The following is a 22923-nucleotide window of genomic DNA, read 5'->3' as shown; positions in this document are numbered from 1 at the left end:
GTCGATCGCGTTTCACCCTCCGGTGGGTGAGCCGCTGCGCCGGGTAGCCGGGTCCGGCGCCCCGTAAGGGGCACGGGGCTGTATCGATATGCGGCTCCGCCGCGTGGCCGCGCCCAGCCCCCACCGACGCGCGGCCGAAAAACCACGTACCCAACCGCTAACCCAGCGGAGCGCTCACGCGCTGAAGCCCGCCACCCGCAGGGCGTGGACCAGGTCCCAGTGGCATTCGTCGGAGGCGCCCTTGGCGGCCTCCAGCAGCAGCGGAACCAGCTGCTGCGGGTCGGCGGCCACACTGCGGGCCGCCTCCTCCGAGGTGCGGACCCGGACGTAGGCGTCGAGAAGCGCGCGGATCTCCCGGCGGCGCCCCTCCGCGACCAGCGCGAGCACGGCCTCGCCTATCTCCTCGGCGGGGCGGGCCACGCCCTGCCGCAGGATCTGCTCGCCGTCCGCCGTGCGGCCCGCCGCGACCAACGCGTCCGCCGCGCCGACCAGCCGGTCGGCGGGCAGCGAGGCGGCCTCCCACAGGAGTGTCGCCCAGTCCGCGCCGAGCCCGGCGCGCTGCAGCTCGGCCGCGAGCAGCGGGAACCGCGCGGCGGGCCAGTACGAGGCCTCGGCGAGCAGCGCGTGCGCCTCGCCGCTACGGCCTTCGCGCCGCAGCCCCACGAGCCGCTGCACGGCCTCCACGGTGACCTGCCGCGCCTCGTCGTCCAACGCCTCCCGCTTCGGCTGCGCCCGCTCGACCGGCCGCGCGGCCCCGGCGAAACGGGCTCCGCGCGGGGTACGGCGCGCGGCGGGCGCGGGTGCGGGTGCGGGGGCTTCCGGTACGGCGGCTGCGGGGCCCGGTGCCGGGGCGGCTGTATCGTCCTCGTCGACGCCGGCGAAGCGGGCGCTGCCTCGGCGGCGCTTGCGTTGCTTGGGGGCGGGGGCCTGGTCGGCGGCGGCCCGGTCGGGGGTCTCGGTCGCACCCGTCGTGAGGTCCGGTTCCGGGTTGCCGTAGTCGGGGTTCGCGCGCTCGAACTCCTCGTAGCCGCGCCGCGCGTCGGGGGCCTGGCCGTCCCCGTACGTCCCCTCGTAGCCGGCGTGCTCGCGGCTCGTGGTGTCCGGCTGCCAGTAGTCGGGGTCCGCGGCGCGTCCGGCGCCGTCGTATCCGCCCTGCGGTCCGGTGACGGGTATCTGCTCGGTGTCGCGCTGGCGGGGCAGTCGATGCGGGGCGGAGTTCTGGTCGTAGGCGGTGTTCTGGGCGTAGGCGTTGTTCTGGGCGTCGAACGTGTCGTCGACCCGGAACACGTTGCCGTGCCGGTCGCGGTGGATGGCCCGAGTGCCCTGGATGTGGACGTAGTTGTCCAACTGCTCGATGCGGGCACGGAGTTCGGCGCAGCGGGCGGTGGCGCGCTCATGGTCGTCGTGGGCCCAGGCGAGGTCGAGGCGGAGGGCGTCGGCCTCTTCCCGGGTGCCGGCGGAGTTGAGCAACCGCCCCAGTTCCGACTGCCGTTCGGCCGCGTACTTCTGCTCACGGAGCATCACGTCGAGCCGGTCACTGAGGGCATCACGGCTGCCGGGGCGGGCGTCGAACGCGGCGAGCGCGGCGGCGTGCAGGGCGTGGGCCCGCTCCTTCTCCTGGGTCGCGACACCGTGGCCGTACTCCGCGGCGAGGTCCTGCAGCAGCGCCTCCACCACGTCCCAGGGCGGCACTTCACGCCCGCTCAGACAGGCTTGCATGCCATCGGGATCGCGCTGCCAGAACACCCCGCACCAGCCGCCGCCCTGGTCAAGGCGCGCCAGAAGTCCGTCGAGGTAGTTCGCGAACTCCCGCACCTGTCCGGGGAGTTGATCCACAGCCATGCCCCAACTCCCGCCAGACCGGAATGCTCCGATCCGTAGAAAACACCATTTGTGTTACGACGCGGCTACGGAAGCTTTTCGAGCCGGGCGCAGAGATCTGGGAGCCTACGCCTCCCGACTATGAGCCCGCCGGGTTCACGCCGGATCCGACGCACGTCTCCCGTCAAGGTGCGGTAAACACTCTCGGATTCAGGCCGCCAACGGCGCGCACCTGACCACGAGTTCGTCCATCGACAGCCCGAGCGCCTCGGCGAGGGCGGACACGGTGAAGAAGGCCGGCGTCGGTGCCCGGCCCGTCTCAATCTTGCGGAGGGTCTCCGCCGAGATGCCCGCGTGCGCCGCCACATCCGTCATGCTCCGGCCACCGCGGGCCTCACGGAGCAGCCGGCCGAGCCGTTCGCCGCGTTCGCGCTCTTCGGGGGTGAGAGGGGTGCGTACCATGCCGTCATTCTAATACCGGTATAGTAATTGGCATGGTGGAACTCAAGACGGACACGTCTATCGATGCGATGTACGAGGCGGGCCAGGTCGTGGCCCGCGCCCTCACGGCCGTTCGGGAGGCCGCCGACGTAGGCGTTTCCCTGCTGGAACTGGACGAGGTGGCGCACGACGTGCTGCGCGCGGCCGGCGCGGGTTCCCCCTTCCTCGGCTACCGCCCCGCCTTCGCGCCCACCGCGTTCCCCGCGGTCATCTGCGCCTCCGTGAACGACGCGATCGTGCACGGCATCCCGGACGGCTACCGGCTGCGCGACGCCGACCTGGTCTCGATCGACTTCGGCGCCAAGCTGGGCGGCTGGGCCGGCGACTCGGCGATCAGCTTCATCGTCGGCGAGCCGCGCCCCGCCGACGTCCGCCTGATCGACACCGCCGAGCGCGCGCTCGCGGCGGGCATCGACGCGGCCGTCGTCGGCAACCGCATCGGCGACATCGCCCACGCGATCGGCACGGTGTGCCGCACGGCCGGCTACGGCATCATGGAGGACTTCGGCGGCCACGGCATCGGCCGCCAGATGCACGAGGACCCCGGAGTCCCGAACGAGGGCCGCCCCGGCCGAGGCCTCCCCCTCCGCCACGGCATGGTCATCGCGATCGAGCCCATGCTGATCGCGAGCGGCCGCGACGACTACCACGCGGCAAAGGACGGCTGGACCCTCAAGACAAACGACGGCTCAAGAGCGGCCCACGTGGAACACACGGTGGCGATCACGGAGGACGGTCCCAGGATTCTTACGGCGCGCTGAGTGCTTTTAGGGGCGCGGGGAACTGCGCGACCAGCCACAACGCACCCGCAGACAAAAACCATCCGCAATCCCCCCAAACCTGCACATGCCCCACGCAGTGGCCCGTGCCATGGTGGATTGATGACCAGCGGCTACACAGACCCGGAAAACGACCCGTTCGGCGAGTTCCTGGCCCGCTTCTTCGACGGAGCCGCCCGCCCTGGCCCACGGGACGTGGACATAGGCCGCCTACTCAGCCAGCCGGCCAGAGACCTCGTTCGCGGCGCCGCCCAGTACGCGGCAGAACACGGCAGCCACGACCTGGACACCCAGCACCTACTCCGCGCCGCCCTGTCCGCAGAGCCAACCCGTGACCTCCTCACCCGGGCAGGCGCAGACCCCGACTCCCTGGCCGCAGAGATCGACGAGCGCTCAGGACCCGCCCAACCCCCGGACGGTACGTCGCTCGCCCTCACCCCGGCCGTCAAACGCGCCCTCCTGGACGCCCACGACCTGGCCAGGGCGGGCGGCACCGGATACATCGGCCCCGAGCACGTCCTGGGCGCACTCGCCGCGAACCCGGACTCGGCGGCCGGTCACATCCTGAACGCGGCCCGCTACGCCCCCACGGGCCTGCCGCCCGAGGCCATGGACGGCACACAGCCCCGCACGGACCAGCCCCGCCCCACCGCCACCCCCACCCTCGACAAGTACAGCCGCGACCTCACCGACCTGGCCCGCCACGGCCGTATCGACCCGGTGATCGGTCGCGACGAGGAGATCGAGCAGACCATCGAGGTGCTGTCCCGGCGCGGCAAGAACAACCCGGTGCTGATCGGCGACGCGGGGGTGGGCAAGACCGCGATCGTGGAAGGCCTCGCGCAGCGCATCATCGACGGCGATGTACCGGACGTACTGGTGGGGCGGCGAGTCGTCGCACTCGACCTCACCGGCGTCGTCGCGGGCACCCGCTTCCGGGGCGACTTCGAGGAGCGGCTGACGAACATCGTCGGCGAGATCCGCGCCCACTCGGACGAACTGATCGTGTTCATCGACGAGTTGCACACCGTGGTCGGCGCGGGCGGTGGCGGCGAGGGCGGCTCCATGGACGCCGGCAACATCCTCAAACCGGCCCTGGCACGCGGCGAGTTGCACATCGTGGGTGCTACGACCCTTGAGGAGTACCGCCGGATCGAGAAGGACGCGGCGCTGGCCCGCAGGTTCCAGCCGATCCTCGTACCCGAACCGACCGTCCCGGACGCGATCGAGATCCTGCGCGGACTGCGCGACCGCTACGAGGCGCACCACCAAGTCCGGTACACCGACGAGGCATTGGTGGCGGCCGTAGAACTCTCGGACCGCTATCTCACCGACCGCAGACTGCCCGACAAGGCGATCGACCTGATCGACCAGGCGGGCGCGCGGGTACGGCTGCGGGCGCGCACGAAGGGCACGGACGTACGGGCCCTGGAGCGCGAGATGGAGCAGCTCTCCCGGGACAAGGACCAGGCGGCGGCCGACGAGGACTACGAGAAGGCGACGCAACTCCGCGACCGGATCGCTGAGTTGAAGGTGCGGCTGTCCGAGGCCGGTGGTGAGGACCAGGGTGACGAGGGGCAGAACCTGGAGGTCACCGCCGAGGCGATTGCCGAGGTCGTGTCACGGCAGACCGGTATCCCGGTGAGCAGTCTCACGGCGGAGGAGAAGGACCGGCTGCTCGGTCTTGAGGAACACCTGCACCGGCGGGTCGTCGGCCAGGAGGAAGCGGTCCGGGTCGTGTCGGACGCGGTGCTGCGCTCCCGCGCCGGGCTGGCGAGCCCGGACCGCCCGATCGGCAGCTTCCTCTTCCTGGGCCCAACAGGCGTCGGCAAGACGGAACTTGCCCGCGCGCTCGCCGAGGCGCTGTTCGGCAGCGAGGACCGGATGGTCCGCCTGGACATGAGCGAGTACCAGGAACGGCACACGGTCAGCCGGCTGGTCGGCGCCCCGCCCGGCTACGTCGGCCACGAGGAGGCCGGTCAGCTCACCGAGGTCGTGCGCCGCCACCCGTACTCGCTGCTCCTCCTCGACGAGGTCGAGAAGGCACACCCGGACGTCTTCAACATCCTGCTCCAGGTCCTGGACGACGGCCGGTTGACCGACGCGCAGGGCCGCACGGTCGACTTCACCAACACGGTGATCGTGATGACGAGCAACCTCGGCTCCGAGGCGATCACCCGGCGCGGCGCCGGTATCGGCTTCGGCCCTGGTGGTGCCGACGCGGACGAGGAGGCCCGGCGCGAGCAGATCCTGCGCCCGCTGCGCGAGCACTTCCGTCCCGAGTTCCTCAACCGCATCGACGAGATCGTCGTCTTCCGCCGGCTCAGCGCCGAGCAACTCCGCCTGATCACCGAGCTGTTGCTGGAACACACCCGCCGTCTCCTGCACGCGCAGGGCATCACGGTCGAGTTCACGGACCCGGCGGTCGACTGGCTCTCCCGCCAGGGCTATCAACCCGAGTACGGCGCCCGCCCGTTGCGCCGCACGATCCAGCGCGAGGTGGACAACCAGCTCTCCCGGCTGCTGTTGGACGGCCGCATCTCGGAGGGCGGCCAGGTGACGGTGGACGTGGAGGACGGGCGGCTCGCGTTCCGGACGGAAGCGCCGCCGCCCGCCCCCGACGGACCTGCTACGGCGCCGGGTTGACGACTGCCGCCGACCCGCCGCCCCGCCGTACCTTCTCGGCGGCGGCCAACCACTCCCCGTTCGGGAGCCGTTGCACACCGGTCGCCGCGCCGATCTCCGGGTTGAGAGTGAACGAATGCCCGATGGCCTGCAGCTGGGTCTTCAAGTCGCCGTTGTACAGCGCGGGTTCGAGTTCCGTGTTGGCCGCGTTGCGCTGGCTGGCACGAGGCGCCGCGATCGCGTCCACCAGCGGGAGCCCCCGGTCGAGGAACTCGGTGAGTGTCTGGAGCACAGTGGTGATGATGGTCGCGCCACCGGGTGAACCGAGCGCCACGACCGGCTTGTTGTGCTTGTCGAGGACGATCGTCGGCGAGATCGACGAGCGCGGGCGCTTGCCCGGGCCCGGCAGGTTCGGGTCGTGGACGGCCGGGTTGGCCGGGGTGAAGGAGAAGTCGGTCAGCTCGTTGTTGAGCAGGAACCCACGGCCGGGCACGGTCATCGCGCTGCCGCCGGTCTGCTCGATGGTGAGCGTGTAGGAGACGACGTTGCCCCACTTGTCGGCGACGGTGAGGTGCGTGGTGTTCTCGCCCTCGTAGGTCGTCGGGGCAGCCGTGCCCGCGGCGGTGCAGGCCGTCGGGTTGCGCGGGTCGGCGGGCGCCAGTGGGCTGGTGAGCACCGCGTCGTCCTTGATGAGGCAGGCACGCGAGTCGGCGAACTTCTGCGAGAGGAGTTCCTTCGTCGGTACGTCCTCGAAGGCGGGGTCGCCGACCCAGCGCCCCCGGTCCGCGAACGCGATCCGGCTGGCCTCGATGTAGTGGTGCAGGTACTGGACCTCGCTCGCCTTCGAAAGGTCCGTCTTCTCAAGGATGTTGAGCGCCTCGCCGACGGTCGTGCCACCGGAGGAGGAGGGCGCGATGGAGTAGACACCGAGTCCCCGGTACGAGGTCTTCGTGGGCGCCTGGAGCTTTGCGCGGTAGGCCGCGAGGTCCTTGGCGGACAGCTTGCCGGGGCGGGCGTTCCAGCCGGAACTGGCCTCCACCTTGGGGCTGTTCACCGTGGCGAGGATGTCCTTGCCGAGGTCGCCGTGGTAGATCGCACCGACCCCCTTCTTCCCCAACTCCTGGTAGGTCTTGGCGAGTTCGGGGTTCTTGAAGGTGGAGCCGACGACCGGGAGCGAGCCGCCCGGCAGGAACAGCTTGGCGGTGTCGGGGAAGTAGCGGAAGCGGGTCTCGTTGGCCGCGGTCTGGCTGCGGAAGGTGTCGTCGACCGTGAAGCCGTCGCTGGCGATCCGCTCGGCGGGCTTGAGCACCATGCCGAGCTTCCTGCTGCCCCACTGGTCGAGTGCCGTCTGCCAGGTGGCGGGCGAGCCCGGGGTGCCGACGCTGAGGCCGCTGCTGACGGCGTCGGCGAAGGCGAGGGCCTTGCCGTTCTCCACGAAGAGGTTGGAGTCGGCGGTCAGCGGCGCGGTCTCACGGCCGTCGATGGTGTGCACGGTACGGGACTTGGCGTCGTAGTAGACGAAGTAGCCGCCTCCGCCGATGCCGGAGGAGTAGGGCTCGGTGACGCCGAGCGCGGCGGCGGTGGCGACGGCCGCGTCGACCGCGTTGCCGCCCTTCTTCAGGACCTCGATACCGGCGGCGGTGGCGTCCGCGTCGACGCTCGCCACGGCACCGCCGTAGCCGACGGCGACCGGAACCTTCGTCGGTGTGCTGCTCGTTGCCGCCGGCGGGGCCGCTGCCCCGACCGACACGACGGCGGCCGAGACCGCCAGGACCGACAGTTTCCGTGCCACAGGGCGACGCATCCGTACCTCCAGTCGGGACCGTCCGCGCAGCGTAGCCACATTGCCATGACCCCAACAGACCACCTCGCGCCACTGTCACACGAGTGCCATACGTCGAACACCGGTACGTACCAGCCATGCTGGGCCGCTAACATGCGCGCCCATGAATGACGACGTGCGCAACATCGTTCTGGGCGTGGCCGCCGCCGGCATCAGCGCCGCGCTCGGCTGGCTCGCCCGCACCTATCTGTGGCGGCGCAAACTCCGGCGCAAGCAGGCGTTCTTCGGGCTGCCCGACAACTCCGAGTCGCTGCTCGTGGTGAACCGCGAGGCGGGCGGCCCGGAACTCACGGTGATGCGGCACGACGTGTTCGCGCTCCTCGAACTCGCCGCCCTGATCAAGGACTGCAACGCGCACGCCCAGGTCGTCGCGCACGACGCGGCCCAGCAGGGCTTCGGCGAGCGCACCGAGTTCTGTGTGGGCGGCCCGGCCTCCAACCGCCGGATGGCCGCGCATCTGGCGTCCCTGCTGCCCGGCATCCGCGTCAACATCGACGCCGAGCCCGGGCCGGACCGGGGCGCGTTCCAAATAGGCAGCGAGCGCTACCGACTTGAGCCCGGCAAGGGCGAGTACGTCCTCCTCGCCCGCCTCACCGCCGGCCAACTGGGCGGCGCACGGCCGGTGTTCCTCTTCTGCGGCCAGCGCGCGATCACCAACCAGGCGGCGTCCCGCTATCTCGCCCGCAACCATGAGAAGTTGGCCCGCAAACACGGCGGCAACACCTTCGTCCTGCTGCTGAAGGTGGTCAACTCGCAGGCGTACGGCCCGGATGTGGTGGAGCTGGTCGCGGACGTCACACGGGCCGCGGAGACCCCGCTGCCTGCACCGGCTCCACGCAGTTCACACCGCGCCACCTGAGTTCGCACACACGTCAACAATCTTTACTGGCACGTAACTTACTGGCGGGTTACCCAAGGTAGGGAATCCCGGTTACCGTCGGGTCACTTTGCATTGACACGTGTGAGGAGTGACCCGTGCGAAACCGTCGCCAGGCCCTGCGTACGACCGCCGTGGGCGCCGTCTCCGCGACCCTGATCGCCGGAGGCGTCCTCGGGCTCGCTCCCGCGGCCCAGGCCGCCACGAACGGCGTCCGCTTCGTCGACATCACCGGCGACGGCGGTACGAAGCTCGCGGCGAACGTCGTCACGCCCGCGGGCGCGGACGGCTCGCACAGCTACCCGCTGCTCGTCATGCCAACGGCCTGGGGATTCCCCCAGGTCCAGTACCTGGCCCAGGCCGAGAAGCTCGCGAACTCCGGCTATGTCGTGGTGAGTTACAACGTCCGCGGCTTCTGGCAGTCCGGCGGCGGGATAGAGGTGGCGGGCCCGAAGGACGTGGCCGACGCCTCCAAGGTGATCGACTGGGCGCTCGCCAACACCCCGTCCGACGTACGGCACATCGGCATGGCGGGCGTGTCGTACGGCGCCGGAATCAGCCTGCTCGCGGCCGCACACGACAAGCGGATCAAGGCAGTTGCCTCGCTGAGCGGCTGGGCGGACCTGATCGACTCGATCTACTCGGGCCGTACCGAACACTCCCAGGCGACCGCCCTGCTGGACGGCGTCGGCCTCGTCACCGGCCGCCCGAGCGCGGAGACGAGCCAGGTCTTCAAGGACTTCTTCGCCTCCGACCTGTCCAAGGAACAGGAGATGATCAACTGGGGGAAGGTGCGCTCGGCTTCGACCTATGTCGACCAGATCAACAAGAACGGCGCGGCGATCATGCTCGCCAACGCCTGGGGCGACACGATCTTCCCGCCCAACCAAATCGCCGACTTCTACGGCAAGTTGAGCGGTCCCAAGCGGCTCGAACTCCGCCCCGGCGACCACGCCACCGCCGAGCTGACCGGACTGTTGGGGCTGCCCAACGACGTGTGGACGGACACCGAGCGCTGGTTCGACCACTACCTCAAGGGCACGGACAACGGGATCAACCGCGAGCAGCCCGTGGAGCTCAAGTCCCGTTCCACGGGCGGCTACGAGGGCTATCCGGACTGGAAGTCGGTCGGCGCGACGCGGAAGAAGATCGACCTCGCGGGCACGACCACCATCCACACCAACGTCGACTCGGGCGCGGACGGCGGGATCGTCTTCCTGTCCAGCATCCTCGACCAGGTCGCGCAGGTGCCCCCGGTCGCGTCGATCCCGCTGCTGCCGCGCCGCTGGGCCGCCGTATGGCAGTCGGGGAAGTACGCGAGTGCCCAACAGGTGCGCGGGACGGTGAAGTTGCACACCACGGTCACGGACACCAAGGAGAGCGGCACCCTCGTCGCGTACCTCTACGACGTGGGCCCGCTCGGCCTCGGCAAGCTGGTCAGCAACGCGCCGTACACCTGGCACGGGCAGCAGCCCGGCCAGCCGTTCGGTGTGGACCTGGAGTTGTTCTCCACGGCCTACGACGTCCCGGCAGGGCATCATCTCGCCCTGGTCGTCGACACGGTCGACCCGCTCTACATCGAGCACAACCCGTCCGGCGCGCAGCTGACCTTCTCCTCGCCGGCGAACGACCCGTCGTACGTGTCGATCCCGCTCCGCGAGCAGTGATCTCCGGCTGCTGCCGGCCGGGCAAGTGCCCTCTCGACTACTGCACCCGCGGCAGCAGCGTCCCTGGTTCCGCCGGGGCCACATCCACGGCCCCGGTCTTGGGACTGCGCTGCTCCCGACGGGACACCCATCCGGCGAACCACGAGAGCAGCATGCACATCCCGATGTAGATCGGCGAGATCACCATCACCACGGGGATGAACGGCAAATCGTAGTCGAGGTTCGAGGCGATGAGCTTCCCGGCATGGAGAAACTCCTCATAGGTGATCAGATAGCCCAGCGAGGTGTCCTTCAGCGCGACCACCAACTGGCTGATGATCGCGGGCAACATGGCCCGTACGGCCTGCGGCACGAGGACGTACGACATGACGTGGACCTTGCGCATGCCTAGCGCGAACGCGGCCTCCCGCTGGCCGCGTTCGACGCTGTTGACGCCGGAGCGGAACACCTCGGCGAGCACCGAGCCGTTGTAGAGGGTCAGGCCCACGACGAGTGCGGGCAGCGGCTGCACCTTGAGCGCCACGAAGATGAAGAAGATCATCACGAGGACGGGCATGGCGCGGAAGAACTCCACGACGACCGTGGACAGCCAGCGCACGGGACGGTGGTCCGAGAGGCGTCCCACGGCGAGCAGGGTGCCAAGTGCCAGTGACAGTACGGCTGCCAGCCCGAAGGCCTTGAGCGTGTTGCCGAGGCCGCGCAGCAGCAGTTCCTGAATTCCCTTGTATTCGAAGGGCATCCACTTCGTGTACGTGAACTGGTCGGTGTCGAACAGGAGATAGAGGATCCAGCCGAGCAGCGCGAGGATGACGACCGTGGACGCGATGCCGTAAAGGCGGTGCCGTTTACGGGTCTTGGGGCCGGGGACGTCGTAGAGGGCGTTGGCGGTGGTCATCGGGCGACTCCCCACTTCCGCTCCAGCGCGTTGAACAGCGCGCTGATGGCGAGGGTGATGATCAGGTAGCCGACGGCGATCCAGACGAACGTCCAGACGATGTTGTAGCCGAGTTCGCTCAACGTCCGGTAGGTGCCGAGGAGTTCGGTGACGCTGAACGCGCCGGCGATCGCCGAGTTCTTTGCGAGGGCGATGAGGGCGGAGCCGACCGGTGGGATCACCGAGCGGAACGCTTGGGGCAGCACGACGAGGCCGAGGCTCTGCCCGAAGGACATGCCGAGGCTGCGGGCCGCCTCCCCCTGTCCCCTGGGCACGGTGTTGATGCCGGCGCGCAGCGCCTCGCAGATGAACGCCGAGGTGTAGCAGCCGAGCGCGAGGACCGCGAACACCTTGAAGGGCAGCACGAGTCCGAACCGCGGCAGGCCGAGCAGCACCGCGAAGAACAGCAGGGTGAGCGGGGTGTTGCGCAGCACGGTCACCCACACCGTGCCGAAAACCCGCAGCGAGCCGACCGGGGCGACCCGGAAGGAGGCCATGAGGAAGCCGAGGACGAGCGCCAACACCGAGGCGTAGACGGTGAGTTCGACGGTGCCGAGGAAGCCGTCGCCGAAGGTCGAGAAGTTGTCTGTCAGTACGTTCACGTCTGCCTCCCTCAGCTCGCCGGGTAGCGGTCGATCGCGGGCGGGGTGGGCGCGGGCACTCCGGACAGGCCGAGCGTCGCCTCGTACGCCTTCTTCCAGTCGCCGTTCTTCTCACGGGCCTCCAACGCGTCGTCGAGGGCGAACCGCAGGGCGTTGTCGCCGTGCGGGACTCCGATGCCGTACGGCTCCTTCGAGAAGGGCTTGCCGACGACCTTGAGCTGGTCGGGGACCTTCGCCGCGTAGCCGATGAGGATCGCGTCGTCCGTGGTGACGGCGTCGACCTGATAGGTGAGCAGGTTGTCGACACAGACCGAGTACGTGTCGTAGGCGACGAGTTGGGCCTTCGGATAGTCGTCCTTGATGCGCTGGTACGGCGTGGAGCCGGCCGCCGAGCAGACGCGTTTGCCGGCGAGGTCCTGCGGGCCGTGGATGTCGTTCTCGTCGGCGCGGACGAGGAGCGACTGACCGGCCATGTAGTAGGGACCGGCGAAGCCGACGAGCTTCTTGCGCATGTCGTTGATGGTGTAGGTGCCGACGTAGTAGTCGATCTGGCCGTTCTGCAGGGCGGTTTCGCGGTTGGCGGAGGCGATCGTCCTGAAGCGGACGGTCTTCGGGGCGAAGCCGAGGGAGGCCGACATCATCTTGGCGATCTCGATGTCGAAGCCGGAGTAGGTGCCCGTCGCCGGGTCCTTCTCGCCGAGGTAGGGCTGGTCCTCCTTGGCGCCGACGGTGAAGTGGCCGCGCTTCCTGGCCCGTTCCCAGGTCTTGGAGTCGGGGAGCTGAAAGCCTTGCGCGACTTGGTAGTTGGGGAGTTTCTCGGCGGCCGGGCCCTTGACGGGCGGGCTGCCCTCCTTGCCGCAGGCGCTCGCGAGCAGCACGGCGAGCGTGACGACGGCGAACGACACACGGGTGGTACGGGACATGGATCGCACTCCCCCGCTCAGTGCTTGAGGATCTTGGACAGGAAGTCCTTGGCCCGGTCGGTGCGCGGGTTGGTGAAGAACTCCTCGGGGGTGCGGTCCTCGATGATGCGGCCGTCGGCCATGAACACGACGCGGTTGGCGGCGGAGCGGGCGAAGCCCATCTCGTGGGTGACGACGACCATCGTCATGCCGTCGTGGGCGAGTTGGCGCATGACCTCGAGGACCTCGTTGATCATCTCCGGGTCGAGGGCCGAGGTCGGCTCGTCGAAGAGGAGCGCCTTGGGTTCCATGGCGAGGGCGCGGGCGATGGCCACGCGCTGCTGCTGGCCGCCGGAGAGCTGGGCGGGGAACTTGGGCGCCTGGGCGGCGAGTCCCACGCGGTCCAGGAGTTCGAGCGACCGCTTGTCGGCGTCCTCGCGCTTGCGCTTGCGGACTTTGACCTGGGCCAGCGAGACGTTCTGGAGGACCGTCTTGTGGGCGAACAGGTTGAAGGACTGGAAGACCATGCCGACTTCGGCGCGTAGCTTCGCGAGGGCCTTGCCCTCCTCGGGCAGCGGCTGCCCGTCGAGTTCGATCGTCCCGGACTCGATGGTCTCCAGCCGGTTGATCGTCCGGCACAGCGTCGACTTTCCCGACCCCGAAGGGCCGATGACCACGACCACCTCCCCCTTGCCGACGGTGAGGTTGATGTCCTGGAGGACATGCAGCTCCCCGTAGTACTTGTTGACGTCACGCAGTTCGATCAACGGATCGACGGCCATGCCCAGCCCTACTCACTCTCAGCTGTGTCGTGGTCGCCGCAAACTATCGACACAAGAGTGGAGTTAACGCACGACACGCACTTTTCGGGCATTAGCCGTATTTACGCCGCTCTTACTCTTCGGCGACCTCGGCGTACACCTGCGAGAGCTCGGGCACACCGCTGGCCGCCCACTCATGACCGGAGGCCACGACGTCGAACTCACGCCCGGAGTCGAGCCGTACGACAGGCTGGCCGCTCTCCCAGATCTCCCAGGCGGCGCCCGGCACGGTGCGCACGATCACGGTCCCCAGATACAGACCGGCGTCGTTACCGAGCCAGGACAGGGTCTCCTCGTCGTCCCGCCAGCGTGGCACCAGTTGGTCGAGCGCCTCCAACGAGCTTACGGAGTCGTCGAGTTGGATGCCTTCCCGGGCCGCGAGGGCGCGGAGCAGTTGGCACTCGGACAGCAGCTCGGCGATGCCCTCGGGGTCGTGAGTACGGTGCTTCTCGCCCCGGTCGCCCAGGAAAGGGATGTTCATCCGTCTAGCGTGTCATTCGCACCGCCGTACGCACCACAGGGCGTCGCCGGTGGCGTGTCAGCACTCGGTCGTGGGAGGGGGAAAGTCCTTCTGCCGAGGGCGGGTTGGCCGGACGGTGACCGCCGAGTCGAGGGGCGACGAGGACGGGGCGTGGGCTCGGGCGGCAGTTGGGGCGGGACGAGCTGGACGGGCGGGCCCGAACCGGCGCCGTGGTGCGGTGGTTCGCGTCCCCGCGCTGAGCGGCGGGCGGGGCTCGTCGGGTCAGACGTCCAGGTCCACGACCACCGGCGCGTGGTCCGAGGCGCCCTTGCCCTTGCGCTCCTCGCGGTCGACGTAGGAGTCGGTGACGGCCTTCGCGAACGGCTCGTTGCCGTAGACCAGGTCGATGCGCATGCCGCGGTTCTTCGGGAAGGCGAGCTGGCGGTAGTCCCAGTACGTGTACGGCTGGTCGTACTTGAGGGGGCGCGGGACCACGTCGGACAGGCCCGCGTCACGCAGGGCGGCCAGGGCGGCGCGCTCGGCCGGGGTGACGTGGGTGAGGCCCTCGAAAGCGGCGACGTCGAAGACGTCGTCGTCCGTCGGCGCCACGTTGTAGTCGCCGAGCACCGCGAACGGTCGGCTGCCCTGCGCGTCGTCCGCGACGGCCGCCTTGAGTGCGTCGAACCACTGGAGCTTGTACGCGTAGTGGGGGTGGTCCACCTCGCGGCCGTTCGGCACGTACACCGACCAGACGCGGACCGGGCCGCAGGTCGCCGCGACGGCGCGGGGCTCCTGGACGCCGTCGTAACCGGGGTCCCCGGGGAAGCCCTTGACCACGTCGTCGAGTCCGGCCCGGGAGAGCACCGCCACCCCGTTCCACCGCCCGGTCGCGTTGACCGCCGCCTCGTAGCCCGCCTCGCGCAGCTCGTCGAACGGGAACTGCGCCTCGGCCAGCTTGGCCTCCTGGAGGCACAGCACGTCGGTGCCGCTGCTCTCCAGCCAGGCCAGGAGCCTCGGCAGACGGGCGGTGATCGAGTTCACGTTCCAGGTCGCGATGCGCATGCCTCACAACCTACCGGGCGGGTCTGACACTCACAGGTCCGCCGCCTCACCGGGCGCCAGCCGCAGGTGCTCCGCGCCGCCGAGCGCGCCGATCTGCATGTCGTAGATCGGGCGGGCGAGGTCGGTGAGCAGGGCGTCGTGGATGTCGTAGGCGCGCTGCGGTTTGAGCTCGCGGACGTAGTCGATGACCTCGGAGATCTTGCTCCAGGGGGCCATGACCGGGAGCATCAGCGTCTCTACGGTGTGGTCGGGGACGGTGAGTGCGTCGCCCGGGTGGAAGACGCGGCCGTCGTCGACGAGGAAGCCGATGTTGGTGATGCGCGGGATGTCCGGGTGGATCACGGCGTGCAGTTCGCCGTGCACCTGGACGTCGAAGCCCGCCGCCGTGAAGGTGTCGCCGTGGCCGACGGTGTGCACGCGGCCCGGGAACGCGGCGGAGAGCTGGTCCGCGACCGACTTCAGGGTCCAGATCTCGGCGGCCGGGTTGGCCTCCAGGCCGGCCCGCAGCCGGTCCTCGTTGAAGTGGTCGAGGTGCTCGTGGGTGACCAGGATCGCGTCCGCGCCGACCGCGGCGTCCTCCTCGTTGAAGGTGCCCGGGTCGATGACGAGCGACCGGCCGTCCTTTTCCAGACGGATGCAGGCGTGCGCATTCTTGGTGAGCTTCATGGGTCCATCCTGCCGCTGCCCGGCTGTGGGCGGGCAGCTGAGACTGGTGCTTTCGGTACCGGCCTGAAGATCGCTCCGTGCCGGTCCGGAGATCACTCCGTGGGGGTCGTCTCCTCGCGGATGACCTGTTGGGCCACCTTGAAGGCGCTGTTCGCCGCCGGTACTCCGCAGTACACGGCCGCTTGGAGGAGGACCTCCTTGATCTCGACCGGGGTGAGGCCGTTGCGCAGCGCCGCGCGGGTGTGGAAGGCCAGCTCGTCCAGGTGGCCGCCCGAAACCAGCGCGGTGAGGGTGACACAGCTGCGCGAACGCCGGTCGAGGCCGGGGCGGTCCCAGATCTCGCCCCACGCGTACCGGGTGATGAACTCCTGGAAGTCCCCGGAGAACTCGTCGGCCTGCGCCAGCGCCCGGTCGACATGCGCGTCGCCGAGCACCTCGCGGCGGACCTTGATCCCGGCGTCGTAGGGGTCCGGACGGCCCATGCCCTGCGGCGGTGCGGCGGGCGGCGGCGCGATCTCGGCGATCGGCGTGAGCTGCGGCGGCGGGGCGAGGACCGGTTTGACCGGGGTCGCCGCGATGGCGAACTGCCCGGTGGAGTGCTCGTAGGCGGGCTGCCAGGCGGTGGAGAAGTGCCGGACGAGGAGGTCGGTCACGGCTGCGGGCTGCTCGACCGGGACCAGGTGCGAGGCGCCGGGTACGACCGCGAGGCGGGCGTCGGGGATGCCGGCGACCAGGGTGCGGGCCTCGGCCGGGCCGGTGACCTGGTCGTCCGAGCCGACGAGGACCAGGGTCGGCACGCCGATCCGGCCGAGTTCGGACCGTACGTCGAAGGCGGCCAGCGCCTCGCACGCGGCGATGTAGCAGCCGGGGTCGGTGGTGCGCACCATCTGCACGGCCCACTCGGTGATCGCGGGCTGCGACGCGGCGAACCCGCTGGTGAACCAGCGCTCGGGCGAGGTCCGGGCGATGGGGTCGAGGCCGTTCGTACGCACGATCACGCCGCGCTGGCGGAACTCGTCCGCCGTGCCGAAGCGGGGCGAGGCCGCGATCAGCGCGAGGGAGGCCACACGCTCCGGGTGGCGCAGGACCAGTTCGAGACCGACCGCGCCGCCGAGCGCGCAGCCCGCGTAGCCGAAGCGCTGCACGCCGAGGGCGTCCAGCGTGGCCAGCAGCCGGTCGGCCAGGTCGGAGACCGAGCCGGTCGGGTGCGCGGGCGAGCCGCCGTGGCCCGGCAGGTCGTACCGGAAGACCCGCCACTGCTTCGCCAGCTCGGGCACCTGGCGATCGAACATGTGCCAGGTCGTCCCGAGGGACGGGCCCAGGATGAGAACGGGCGCGTCTTCGGGGCCGTCGAAGCGGTACTGGAGGGGAGGGGTCTTCATGTCGCTCACCGACCCAACGTAACCGCCGTTTCTTACGACCCGGCTGTGGGGCCCCCGGTCTCCCCACCTGGCTCCCACACATCAGTGGGGAACCCTCACATCGCCTTCACGGGACAGGGGCGGGACCGGGGAAGTTGTGGACGGGTGCGACCGGTGCCCCCGGTGGGGCTGTGTCGAAGGCCACTCCGGGGTGCTCGGCGGCTCAGAGCTCGCTCGGCGCGCCCAGACCCGTGAGGGCGCCGACCGGGTCCAGGTCGGGGGTGCCTCTGGGCCACCAGTCCTCGTCGCCCGGTTCCGATTCGTAGGCGTACCACAAGCCGTCGCGGCCCAGGCGGAGTTGGACGTGGCCGTGCGGGTGAGTGAGGTGGTTGTGCCAGGGGCGGAAGGCCGGGAGGTCGGCGGCGAGGAGGAGCGGGCGGGCCCGGTCGAAGCGGCCGGCCGGTGGGTCCCAGGGCTCTTCGAGCACCGCGAGCCCCTCGATGCCGCCCTGCCGCCAGGCGGCGACCGCGCGGGCCAGCTCAGGCGTGCCGCGTCCGGTGACCTTGGCGAGGGAGGCGTAGAGGGAGCGGGTGGTGACGGTCAGCCCCGAACCGGGGCGGGCCGCGGCGAGCCGTACCGCGTCCTGCCACAGCGTCAGGCCCCCCACCGGGTCCCGGCCGGTGCTGAGCAGCGCGTGCGCGCGGGCGGCGGCGTCGGTCGCCAACTGGTCGAGCGCGAAGGGGTCCGGGCCGCCGGGGACCGCCGGGTACGCGGGAGGCTGCTCGGGGTGCGCGGGCATGGGCAACGGGGGTGGGAGCGGGGGAAGTCGGCGCTCCCGCTGGTTCGCGAGGACGTCCGTGGCTCTTATGCCGGGGAGGGGAGCCGGTTCCTGCTCCTGGGCGGCGCGGGCCGCGCGGGCGGCGTTACGGCGGGACAGGGCGTCGAGCAGCGGGCGTTCGCCCCGGCCGCGGAGCAGGAGCAGGACGAAGGGGTCGGCGTCGAGGAGGCGGGCGGTCTGGTAGCAGAGGGCGGCGGCGTGCTTGCAGGGGTGACCGGAGTCGGGGCAACTGCACTGCGGAGCGAGGTCGCCGGGGCCCGGCAGCAACGGAACCCCGCTCTCCGCAAGGGACTTGGGCATCTCCTTGTCGAGCAGCGCGGCGATGTCCCCGGGCCGGTCGGCGGCGGCGTCCAGGAACCGCTCCCAGTCGGCGTCGTCCAGCGTCCGCAACCGCACCTGCACGCGGTACGGGCGCGCGCGGCTGCCCTGCACGTACCCGAGCACGAGCCCCGGTGTCACGGTGATCGCGTCGACGTGCCCCTTCTCCGCGTAACTCCGGCCCCGCAGCAGCCGCTTGGGATCCAGGGCGCCTTCTTCCAACGCGGTGACCCAGGCGTTGCCCCACCAGGTGTCGGCGAAGTGGGGGGCGCCCTCTCCGTTGCCGTCGCCGTCTCTGTCCGAGGGGCGGGGTGAGAAGGCGGGGAAGGTGCGGCGGAGGTCGCTGTCTCGGGAGGGGGAGGCCATGGAGGTGGGGGTTCGAGGGAGTGCGGGGACGATGTCGAGGTCAGGGGCGAGGGAAGGGAGGAAGGTCGGATCGACGGGGGCCGGCTCGGGTGGGGTGGCCGACGGTTGTGACGGGTGTTCGGTGGGGTCGGGTGTGCGAGGGGGCGCCGGGGTGAACGCCTCGGAGTGTGAACTCCCCGGTGTCGAGCGGTCGTTGTCCGGTGCGGTCTCCTCGGCGGGCGCTGTCTCATCGGCCGGCAGCAGCACATCGGCCGGCAGCCGAAAGGCTCCCGCGAGGAAGTCCCGTAGGTCACGGGCCCCGACCTCACCGGTACGCCCACGCACACCGCTTCGTCCCCCGGCCCCGGAACCGCCACTCGCACGAGACCCCGCCCGAGGTACCGACTCCGCTCCCCCGGCCCCGACATCCTCCCGAGCCTTCCGCGCCGCACCACGAGCCGCCCGCAACGCCTCACGCGCGGCATCGGCGGGCCGTGCCGAACCGCCGTCGGCGACGGTCGCCGGTTCCTGAACGGTCGCCGGTTCCTGAAGGGTGGCCGGTTCCTGAACGGTCGCCGGTTCCTGAAGGGTGGCCGACCCGTCCCCCGTTGCATCCCCGGACCACCCTGCGTCACCGACTTCACCGACTCCGGCGTCCGGAACGGCCGCCCCAAACCGCACCGGGTCTCGCAGCGGGTCCGCTGTTCCTGCTCCGGCGCCGCCTCCCGGGCTGATCGCTGCTGCCGCGTCCTTGGCCGAGCCGTCTCCCGGCGTCAGGGCGTCTTCCCCGGAAGCGCCGGCGGCGCGCCGCTCGGCGACGGCTCGGCGGAGCGCCGCCCGTGCCGCGTCACCTGGCCGGGACTGAGGCTCCGCGGCCTTGTCAACTGCCGCGCGGTCCACGCCCGGTGGGCGAGAAGACCCCGGTGCGCGAGAAGACTCCGAGGGCCCGGCGACTTCCGCGTCAGCGCCTTGACTCCCACGCTTTCGCGCCGCCTGCAACGCCCGCCGCACCGCGTCCGCGGGGCGCTCCTCCAGCGGCGGGCGTTGCACCTCCGGCGTCTCGTCCACTGGGCTCTGCGAGGCCTCCACCGCTGGGGGTCGCTGCGCACCCGCCGTTTCCTCCGCCGGGTCCTGCGACGCCGTCATCGCAGGGTGCGGCTGTGCCTCCGGCGTTTCGTCCGCCGAGCCCCGCAGCCCTTCGACCCCCAAGTACCGCTCCGCCTCCGCCACTTCTGCCGCCGACGCTTCGGACGCCTGACCCCGCGCCCCCTTCACCGCCAGCTCCCGCAGCACCTCAGCCATGTCCTCCGCCAGGCCCCGCGGTACCTCCCCCACCAAGTGCCCCTGCACCTCCGGCGTTTCATCCGCCGAGCCCTGCGACGCCTCCCCCGCCGGGCGCCGCTGCACCTCCGCCGCGCCACCCACCGACCCCCGCGACACCTCCGCCCCTTCACCGGCCGACGCCACGTCCACTCGCTGCTCGTCCTCCACCGGCGCCGGCGCCGTCACCTCAGCTCCCTCGGCGGCCGCAGCCCCCCGACGACCCCCCTTGGCACCCCGCCCCGCACCCCCGGTCACTCCGGCCTCCGCAGCGACACCAGGTCGGACAGATCCCGGTCCGACAGCTCGGTCAACGACGACTCGCCGGAGCCGAGGATCGCGTCCGCCAACGCCCGCTTGGATTCGAGCATTTCGGCGATGCGGTCCTCGACCGTGCCCTCGGTGATGAGGCGGTGGACCTGGACGGGCTGGGTCTGGCCGATGCGGTACGCGCGGTCGGTGGCCTGTTCCTCGACGGCCGGGTTCCACCAGCGGTCGAAGTGGACGACGTGGCCCGCGCGGGTGAGGTTCAGGCCGGTGCCCGCCGCCTTCAGGGAGAGGACCAGGACCGGGGTCGCGCCCGCCTGGAAGCGGTCCACCATGCGCTCCCGTTCCGGGACCGGTGTGCCGCCGTGGAGCAGCTCCACCGGGACCGCGCGGGCGGACAGGTGGGCGGTGATCAGGCGGGCCATGCCGACGTACTGCGTGAAGACGATCGCGGAACCGTCCTCGGACAGCAGCGTGTCCAACAGCTCGTCCAGCAGGGCGAGTTTGCCGGAGCGGGCAGCGAGGCGGTCTCCGGTCGCCTGTGCTGCCGCGTGCTCCTCCTTCAGGTACAGCGCCGGGTGGTCGCAGATCTGTTTGAGGGAGGTGAGGAGCTTCAGGACCAGACCCCGGCGGGCGATGCCCTCCGTCGTCTCGATCGCGAGCATCGACTCCCGCACCACCGCCTCGTACAGCGAGGCCTGTTCGCGGGTGAGCGGGACCGGGTGGTCTGTCTCCGTCTTGGGCGGCAGTTCGGGGACAATGCCGGGATCCGACTTCTTGCGGCGCAGCAGGAACGGGCGGACCAGGCGGGCGAGTCGGGTCACCGCCTCCTCGTCCTCGCCGTTCTCCACCGCGCGCGCGTGCCGGGCGCGGAAGGACTTCAGGGGGCCGAGGAGTCCGGGGGTCGTCCAGTCCAGCAGGGCCCAGAGTTCTGAGAGGTTGTTCTCCACCGGGGTGCCGGTCAGCGCCACGCGCGCGGGGGTCGGGATCGTGCGCAGTGCCTTCGCCGTCGCCGAGTACGGGTTCTTGACGTGCTGTGCCTCGTCCGCGACCACCATGCCCCACGGCTGCTGGGCGAGGGTGGGAGCCGCCGAGCGCATCGTGCCGTACGTCGTGAGGACGAAGCCGCCGGTCAGGTCCTCCAGGGTGCGGTCCGTGCCGTGGAAGCGGCGGACGGGGACGCCGGGGGCGAAGCGGGTGATCTCCCGCTGCCAGTTGCCCAGGAGGGAGGCGGGGCAGACCACGAGGGTGGGGGCGCGGTGGGCTCGGCGCAGGTGCAGGGCGATGAGGGTGATCGTCTTGCCGAGGCCCATGTCGTCGGCGAGGCAGCCGCCCAGGCCGAGGGAGGTCATGAGGTCGAGCCAGGCCAGGCCCCGGAGTTGGTAGTCCCGGAGGGTGGCGTCCAGGCCCGGGGGAGGCTCCGCGGGCTGGATGCCTACGGTGAGGCGGTCGCGCAGGGTCGCCAACGCGCCCACCGGGACCGCCTCCACCCGCTCGCCGTCGACCTCCGCCGTGCCGGTGAGCGCGACGGAGAGCGCGTCGACCGGGTCGAGCAGGCCCAGTTCGCGCTTGCGGGCCTTGCGGACGAGGGCCGGGTCGACCAGCACCCACTGGTCCCGCAGGCGTACGACCGGGCGGTGGGCCTCGGCCAGCATGTCCATCTCGGCCTCGGTGAGCGGGTCGCCGCCGAGCGCCAACTGCCAGCGGAATTGGAGCAGTTCCTCGCTCTCGAAGAAGCCGGTGCCGTCGGTGGCCGAACCCGGCGCCGACCGGACCACGGCGGACACCGTCAGGTCCTGTGCCAGGTCCCGGGGCCAGTGGACGGCGACCCCGGCCGCCGCGAGCCGCGTGGCCGCCATGCCGAGCAGGTCGCCCAACTCCTCCTCGGACAGGGCGAGTACGTCGGGCACGTCCAGCTCGGAGAGACGGTCCAGCGGGGGCCAGACGCGCGCGGCCCGCCGTACCGCCAACGCGGCGTCCACGCGTGCGCGGGGGCCGAAGGCGGTGTCCGCCGTGCCCGCCCACAGGGCCGCCGCGTCGACCACGAGGGTCGGGTCGGCGAGGCTGTGCACCTGGACGATCGCCGCGCCCGCGCTGCGCACCCGTCCACCGTCGTCGAACAGGTCGTAGGCCGACAGGTCCAGCCGGAGCGAGATCCGCACGCCCGCGTCCATGCCGGCGGCGACCTCCGCGGCCCAGTCCTGGGCGTCGCGCAGCCGCTGCGGCTTGCGGGCCGCGAAGGGCATCCCGGAGGTGTACGGCGCGGCCGGGGTGCGGGGCAGGGTGTCCGCGACCGCGTCCAGGAAGGACCGCATCAGCGCTTCCGGCTCGGGCAGCCGCAGCGGGCCCGGGCCGGGCAGCGGAACGGCATGGCCCTCGTACGGAAGGGCGGCCGCCACCGCGCGGACGTGTGCGATGTCCTCCGGCTCCAGGGGGCCCGCACGCCACGCGTCGTTGCCTGTCGCGGTGAGGCCGGGGAGCAGTCGGCCGCGGGCCGCGAGCCGTAGCGCGTGCAGGGCGGCGGCGCCCCAGCAGGCCGTGGCGGGATGGGCGGCGGGGTCACGGCGAGCGCGCACGAGCAGGGGCAGGGCCGCTTCGATCGGCAGGGTCAGTGCGGGGGCGGACCTGCGGCGGACTGCGGTGCCCTGTCGTCGTACGACGGTCAACTCGGTCTGTTCCACGCCCACTTCCGCTTCAGGGAGTGCGCGCTCGCCGTCGGGGTCCCAGAAGGCGACGCGGCCCTCGCGCGGGACGACGGCGGACGGCAGGAAGACCGCGGCCAGTCGTACGGAGATCTGCTCCGTCAATGCCGTGTCCGTCATACGTCCTGTCACCTCCCGCCCGTCAGTCGTGTCAGCTGTCTTCGACTCTACGGGCGGGGTCTGACAATCGGCCCCGGCGACCGGCCGGGGCC

17 protein-coding genes are annotated in these 22923 nt (G+C 71.0%); 4 read left to right on the top strand and 13 right to left on the bottom strand.

Translation table 11 applies throughout. From position 1 onward, the window contains the following. Positions 1–174: 174 nt before the first annotated feature. Positions 175–1842, bottom strand: a complete 1668-nt coding sequence (locus SPR02S_RS36735; RefSeq protein WP_019062011.1) for a hypothetical protein — start codon at positions 1840–1842, stop codon at positions 175–177. 189 nt (positions 1843–2031) lie between these two features. Then, positions 2032–2283, bottom strand: coding sequence for a helix-turn-helix domain-containing protein (locus SPR02S_RS36730; protein ID WP_019062010.1), 252 nt, complete (start codon positions 2281–2283; stop codon positions 2032–2034). Between the two features lie 32 nt (positions 2284–2315). On the opposite strand from SPR02S_RS36730, the gene map reads away from it, so the two are divergent. Together map and SPR02S_RS36720 are read left to right on the top strand one after the other, a co-directional pair. Next, entirely contained in the window at positions 2316–3083 is a 768-nt protein-coding gene (gene map, locus SPR02S_RS36725; protein WP_019062009.1) for a type I methionyl aminopeptidase, read from the top strand. A 120-nt stretch (positions 3084–3203) separates the two neighbouring features. Further along, the gene (locus SPR02S_RS36720) at positions 3204–5747 is read left to right on the top strand and encodes an ATP-dependent Clp protease ATP-binding subunit (protein ID WP_019062008.1); all 2544 of its coding nucleotides are present in this window, start codon (positions 3204–3206) and stop codon (positions 5745–5747) included. On the opposite strand, the gene ggt is transcribed toward SPR02S_RS36720, so the two are convergent. Continuing rightward, positions 5731–7530: a gamma-glutamyltransferase gene (gene ggt / locus SPR02S_RS36715; RefSeq protein WP_026151188.1), complete on the bottom strand. Its 1800-nt coding sequence runs from the start codon at positions 7528–7530 to the stop codon at positions 5731–5733. The two genes, SPR02S_RS36720 and ggt, sit on opposite strands and share 17 nt — an antisense overlap. Positions 7531–7672: 142 nt before the next feature. Between ggt and SPR02S_RS36710 the strand changes: the two genes are divergently transcribed. Both SPR02S_RS36710 and SPR02S_RS36705 read left to right on the top strand, forming a co-directional pair. Beyond that, positions 7673–8428 carry a hypothetical protein gene (locus SPR02S_RS36710; protein ID WP_026151187.1) on the top strand — a complete coding sequence of 252 codons (756 nt, stop codon included), beginning with the start codon at positions 7673–7675 and terminating at the stop codon, positions 8426–8428. 116 nt (positions 8429–8544) lie between these two features. Further along, the gene (locus tag SPR02S_RS36705; protein WP_019062005.1) at positions 8545–10113 is read left to right on the top strand and encodes a CocE/NonD family hydrolase; all 1569 of its coding nucleotides are present in this window, start codon (positions 8545–8547) and stop codon (positions 10111–10113) included. Between the two features lie 37 nt (positions 10114–10150). Here SPR02S_RS36705 and SPR02S_RS36700 read toward each other — a convergent pair whose 3' ends face one another. From SPR02S_RS36700 to SPR02S_RS36650, 10 genes are all read right to left on the bottom strand, one after another. After that, the gene (locus SPR02S_RS36700) at positions 10151–11008 is read right to left on the bottom strand and encodes an amino acid ABC transporter permease (RefSeq protein WP_019062004.1); all 858 of its coding nucleotides are present in this window, start codon (positions 11006–11008) and stop codon (positions 10151–10153) included. Continuing rightward, positions 11005–11649, bottom strand: coding sequence for an amino acid ABC transporter permease (locus SPR02S_RS36695; protein ID WP_019062003.1), 645 nt, complete (start codon positions 11647–11649; stop codon positions 11005–11007). Before SPR02S_RS36695 ends, SPR02S_RS36700 begins: the two co-directional genes overlap by 4 nt. 11 nt (positions 11650–11660) lie before the next feature. After that, positions 11661–12572 carry a glutamate ABC transporter substrate-binding protein gene (locus tag SPR02S_RS36690; protein ID WP_019062002.1) on the bottom strand — a complete coding sequence of 304 codons (912 nt, stop codon included), beginning with the start codon at positions 12570–12572 and terminating at the stop codon, positions 11661–11663. A gap of 17 nt (positions 12573–12589) precedes the next feature. After that, the gene (locus SPR02S_RS36685; RefSeq protein WP_019062001.1) at positions 12590–13333 is read right to left on the bottom strand and encodes an amino acid ABC transporter ATP-binding protein; all 744 of its coding nucleotides are present in this window, start codon (positions 13331–13333) and stop codon (positions 12590–12592) included. 112 nt (positions 13334–13445) lie between these two features. Then, positions 13446–13853 (bottom strand): DUF6278 family protein, encoded by a 408-nt coding sequence (locus SPR02S_RS36680; RefSeq protein WP_019062000.1) that lies wholly within the window; start codon positions 13851–13853, stop codon positions 13446–13448. Positions 13854–14114: 261 nt separating this feature from the next. Further along, a complete protein-coding gene (locus SPR02S_RS36675) occupies positions 14115–14894 on the bottom strand; it encodes an exodeoxyribonuclease III (protein WP_019061999.1) in 780 nt (259 codons plus the stop codon). A gap of 30 nt (positions 14895–14924) precedes the next feature. Further along, positions 14925–15560 (bottom strand): MBL fold metallo-hydrolase, encoded by a 636-nt coding sequence (locus SPR02S_RS36670; protein WP_019061998.1) that lies wholly within the window; start codon positions 15558–15560, stop codon positions 14925–14927. A 92-nt stretch (positions 15561–15652) separates the two neighbouring features. After that, a complete protein-coding gene (pcaDC, locus tag SPR02S_RS36665) occupies positions 15653–16942 on the bottom strand; it encodes a bifunctional 3-oxoadipate enol-lactonase/4-carboxymuconolactone decarboxylase PcaDC (RefSeq protein ID WP_019061997.1) in 1290 nt (429 codons plus the stop codon). Between the two features lie 202 nt (positions 16943–17144). Beyond that, positions 17145–18767 carry an SWIM zinc finger family protein gene (locus SPR02S_RS36660; protein WP_019061996.1) on the bottom strand — a complete coding sequence of 541 codons (1623 nt, stop codon included), beginning with the start codon at positions 18765–18767 and terminating at the stop codon, positions 17145–17147. A 1229-nt stretch (positions 18768–19996) separates the two neighbouring features. Next, positions 19997–22831 carry an SCO1167/SCO6262 family helicase gene (locus SPR02S_RS36650; RefSeq protein WP_019061995.1) on the bottom strand — a complete coding sequence of 945 codons (2835 nt, stop codon included), beginning with the start codon at positions 22829–22831 and terminating at the stop codon, positions 19997–19999. Between the last annotated feature and the right edge of the window lie 92 nt (positions 22832–22923).

The organism is Streptomyces prunicolor NBRC 13075 (genome assembly GCF_000367365.1).
GTDB classification, from domain to species: domain Bacteria; phylum Actinomycetota; class Actinomycetes; order Streptomycetales; family Streptomycetaceae; genus Streptomyces; species Streptomyces prunicolor.
Note: the sequence above shows the minus strand (reverse complement) of the source record. Positions and strands in the feature narration are given on the sequence as shown.

What these genes read in the sequence shown, in the direction of transcription:
- SPR02S_RS36720 (WP_019062008.1), top strand. Translation starts at nt 3,204, where the DNA reads ATGACCAGCGGCTACACAGACCCGGAAAACGACCCGTTCGGCGAGTTC.
- SPR02S_RS36685 (WP_019062001.1), bottom strand. Translation starts at nt 13,333, where the DNA reads ATGGCCGTCGATCCGTTGATCGAACTGCGTGACGTCAACAAGTACTAC.
- SPR02S_RS36710 (WP_026151187.1), top strand. Translation starts at nt 7,673, where the DNA reads ATGAATGACGACGTGCGCAACATCGTTCTGGGCGTGGCCGCCGCCGGC.
- SPR02S_RS36730 (WP_019062010.1), bottom strand. Translation starts at nt 2,283, where the DNA reads ATGGTACGCACCCCTCTCACCCCCGAAGAGCGCGAACGCGGCGAACGG.
- SPR02S_RS36650 (WP_019061995.1), bottom strand. Translation starts at nt 22,831, where the DNA reads ATGACGGACACGGCATTGACGGAGCAGATCTCCGTACGACTGGCCGCG.
- SPR02S_RS36675 (WP_019061999.1), bottom strand. Translation starts at nt 14,894, where the DNA reads ATGCGCATCGCGACCTGGAACGTGAACTCGATCACCGCCCGTCTGCCG.
- pcaDC (WP_019061997.1), bottom strand. Translation starts at nt 16,942, where the DNA reads ATGAAGACCCCTCCCCTCCAGTACCGCTTCGACGGCCCCGAAGACGCG.
- SPR02S_RS36680 (WP_019062000.1), bottom strand. Translation starts at nt 13,853, where the DNA reads ATGAACATCCCTTTCCTGGGCGACCGGGGCGAGAAGCACCGTACTCAC.
- SPR02S_RS36735 (WP_019062011.1), bottom strand. Translation starts at nt 1,842, where the DNA reads ATGGCTGTGGATCAACTCCCCGGACAGGTGCGGGAGTTCGCGAACTAC.
- SPR02S_RS36700 (WP_019062004.1), bottom strand. Translation starts at nt 11,008, where the DNA reads ATGACCACCGCCAACGCCCTCTACGACGTCCCCGGCCCCAAGACCCGT.
- map (WP_019062009.1), top strand. Translation starts at nt 2,316, where the DNA reads ATGGTGGAACTCAAGACGGACACGTCTATCGATGCGATGTACGAGGCG.
- SPR02S_RS36670 (WP_019061998.1), bottom strand. Translation starts at nt 15,560, where the DNA reads ATGAAGCTCACCAAGAATGCGCACGCCTGCATCCGTCTGGAAAAGGAC.
- SPR02S_RS36690 (WP_019062002.1), bottom strand. Translation starts at nt 12,572, where the DNA reads ATGTCCCGTACCACCCGTGTGTCGTTCGCCGTCGTCACGCTCGCCGTG.
- ggt (WP_026151188.1), bottom strand. Translation starts at nt 7,530, where the DNA reads ATGCGTCGCCCTGTGGCACGGAAACTGTCGGTCCTGGCGGTCTCGGCC.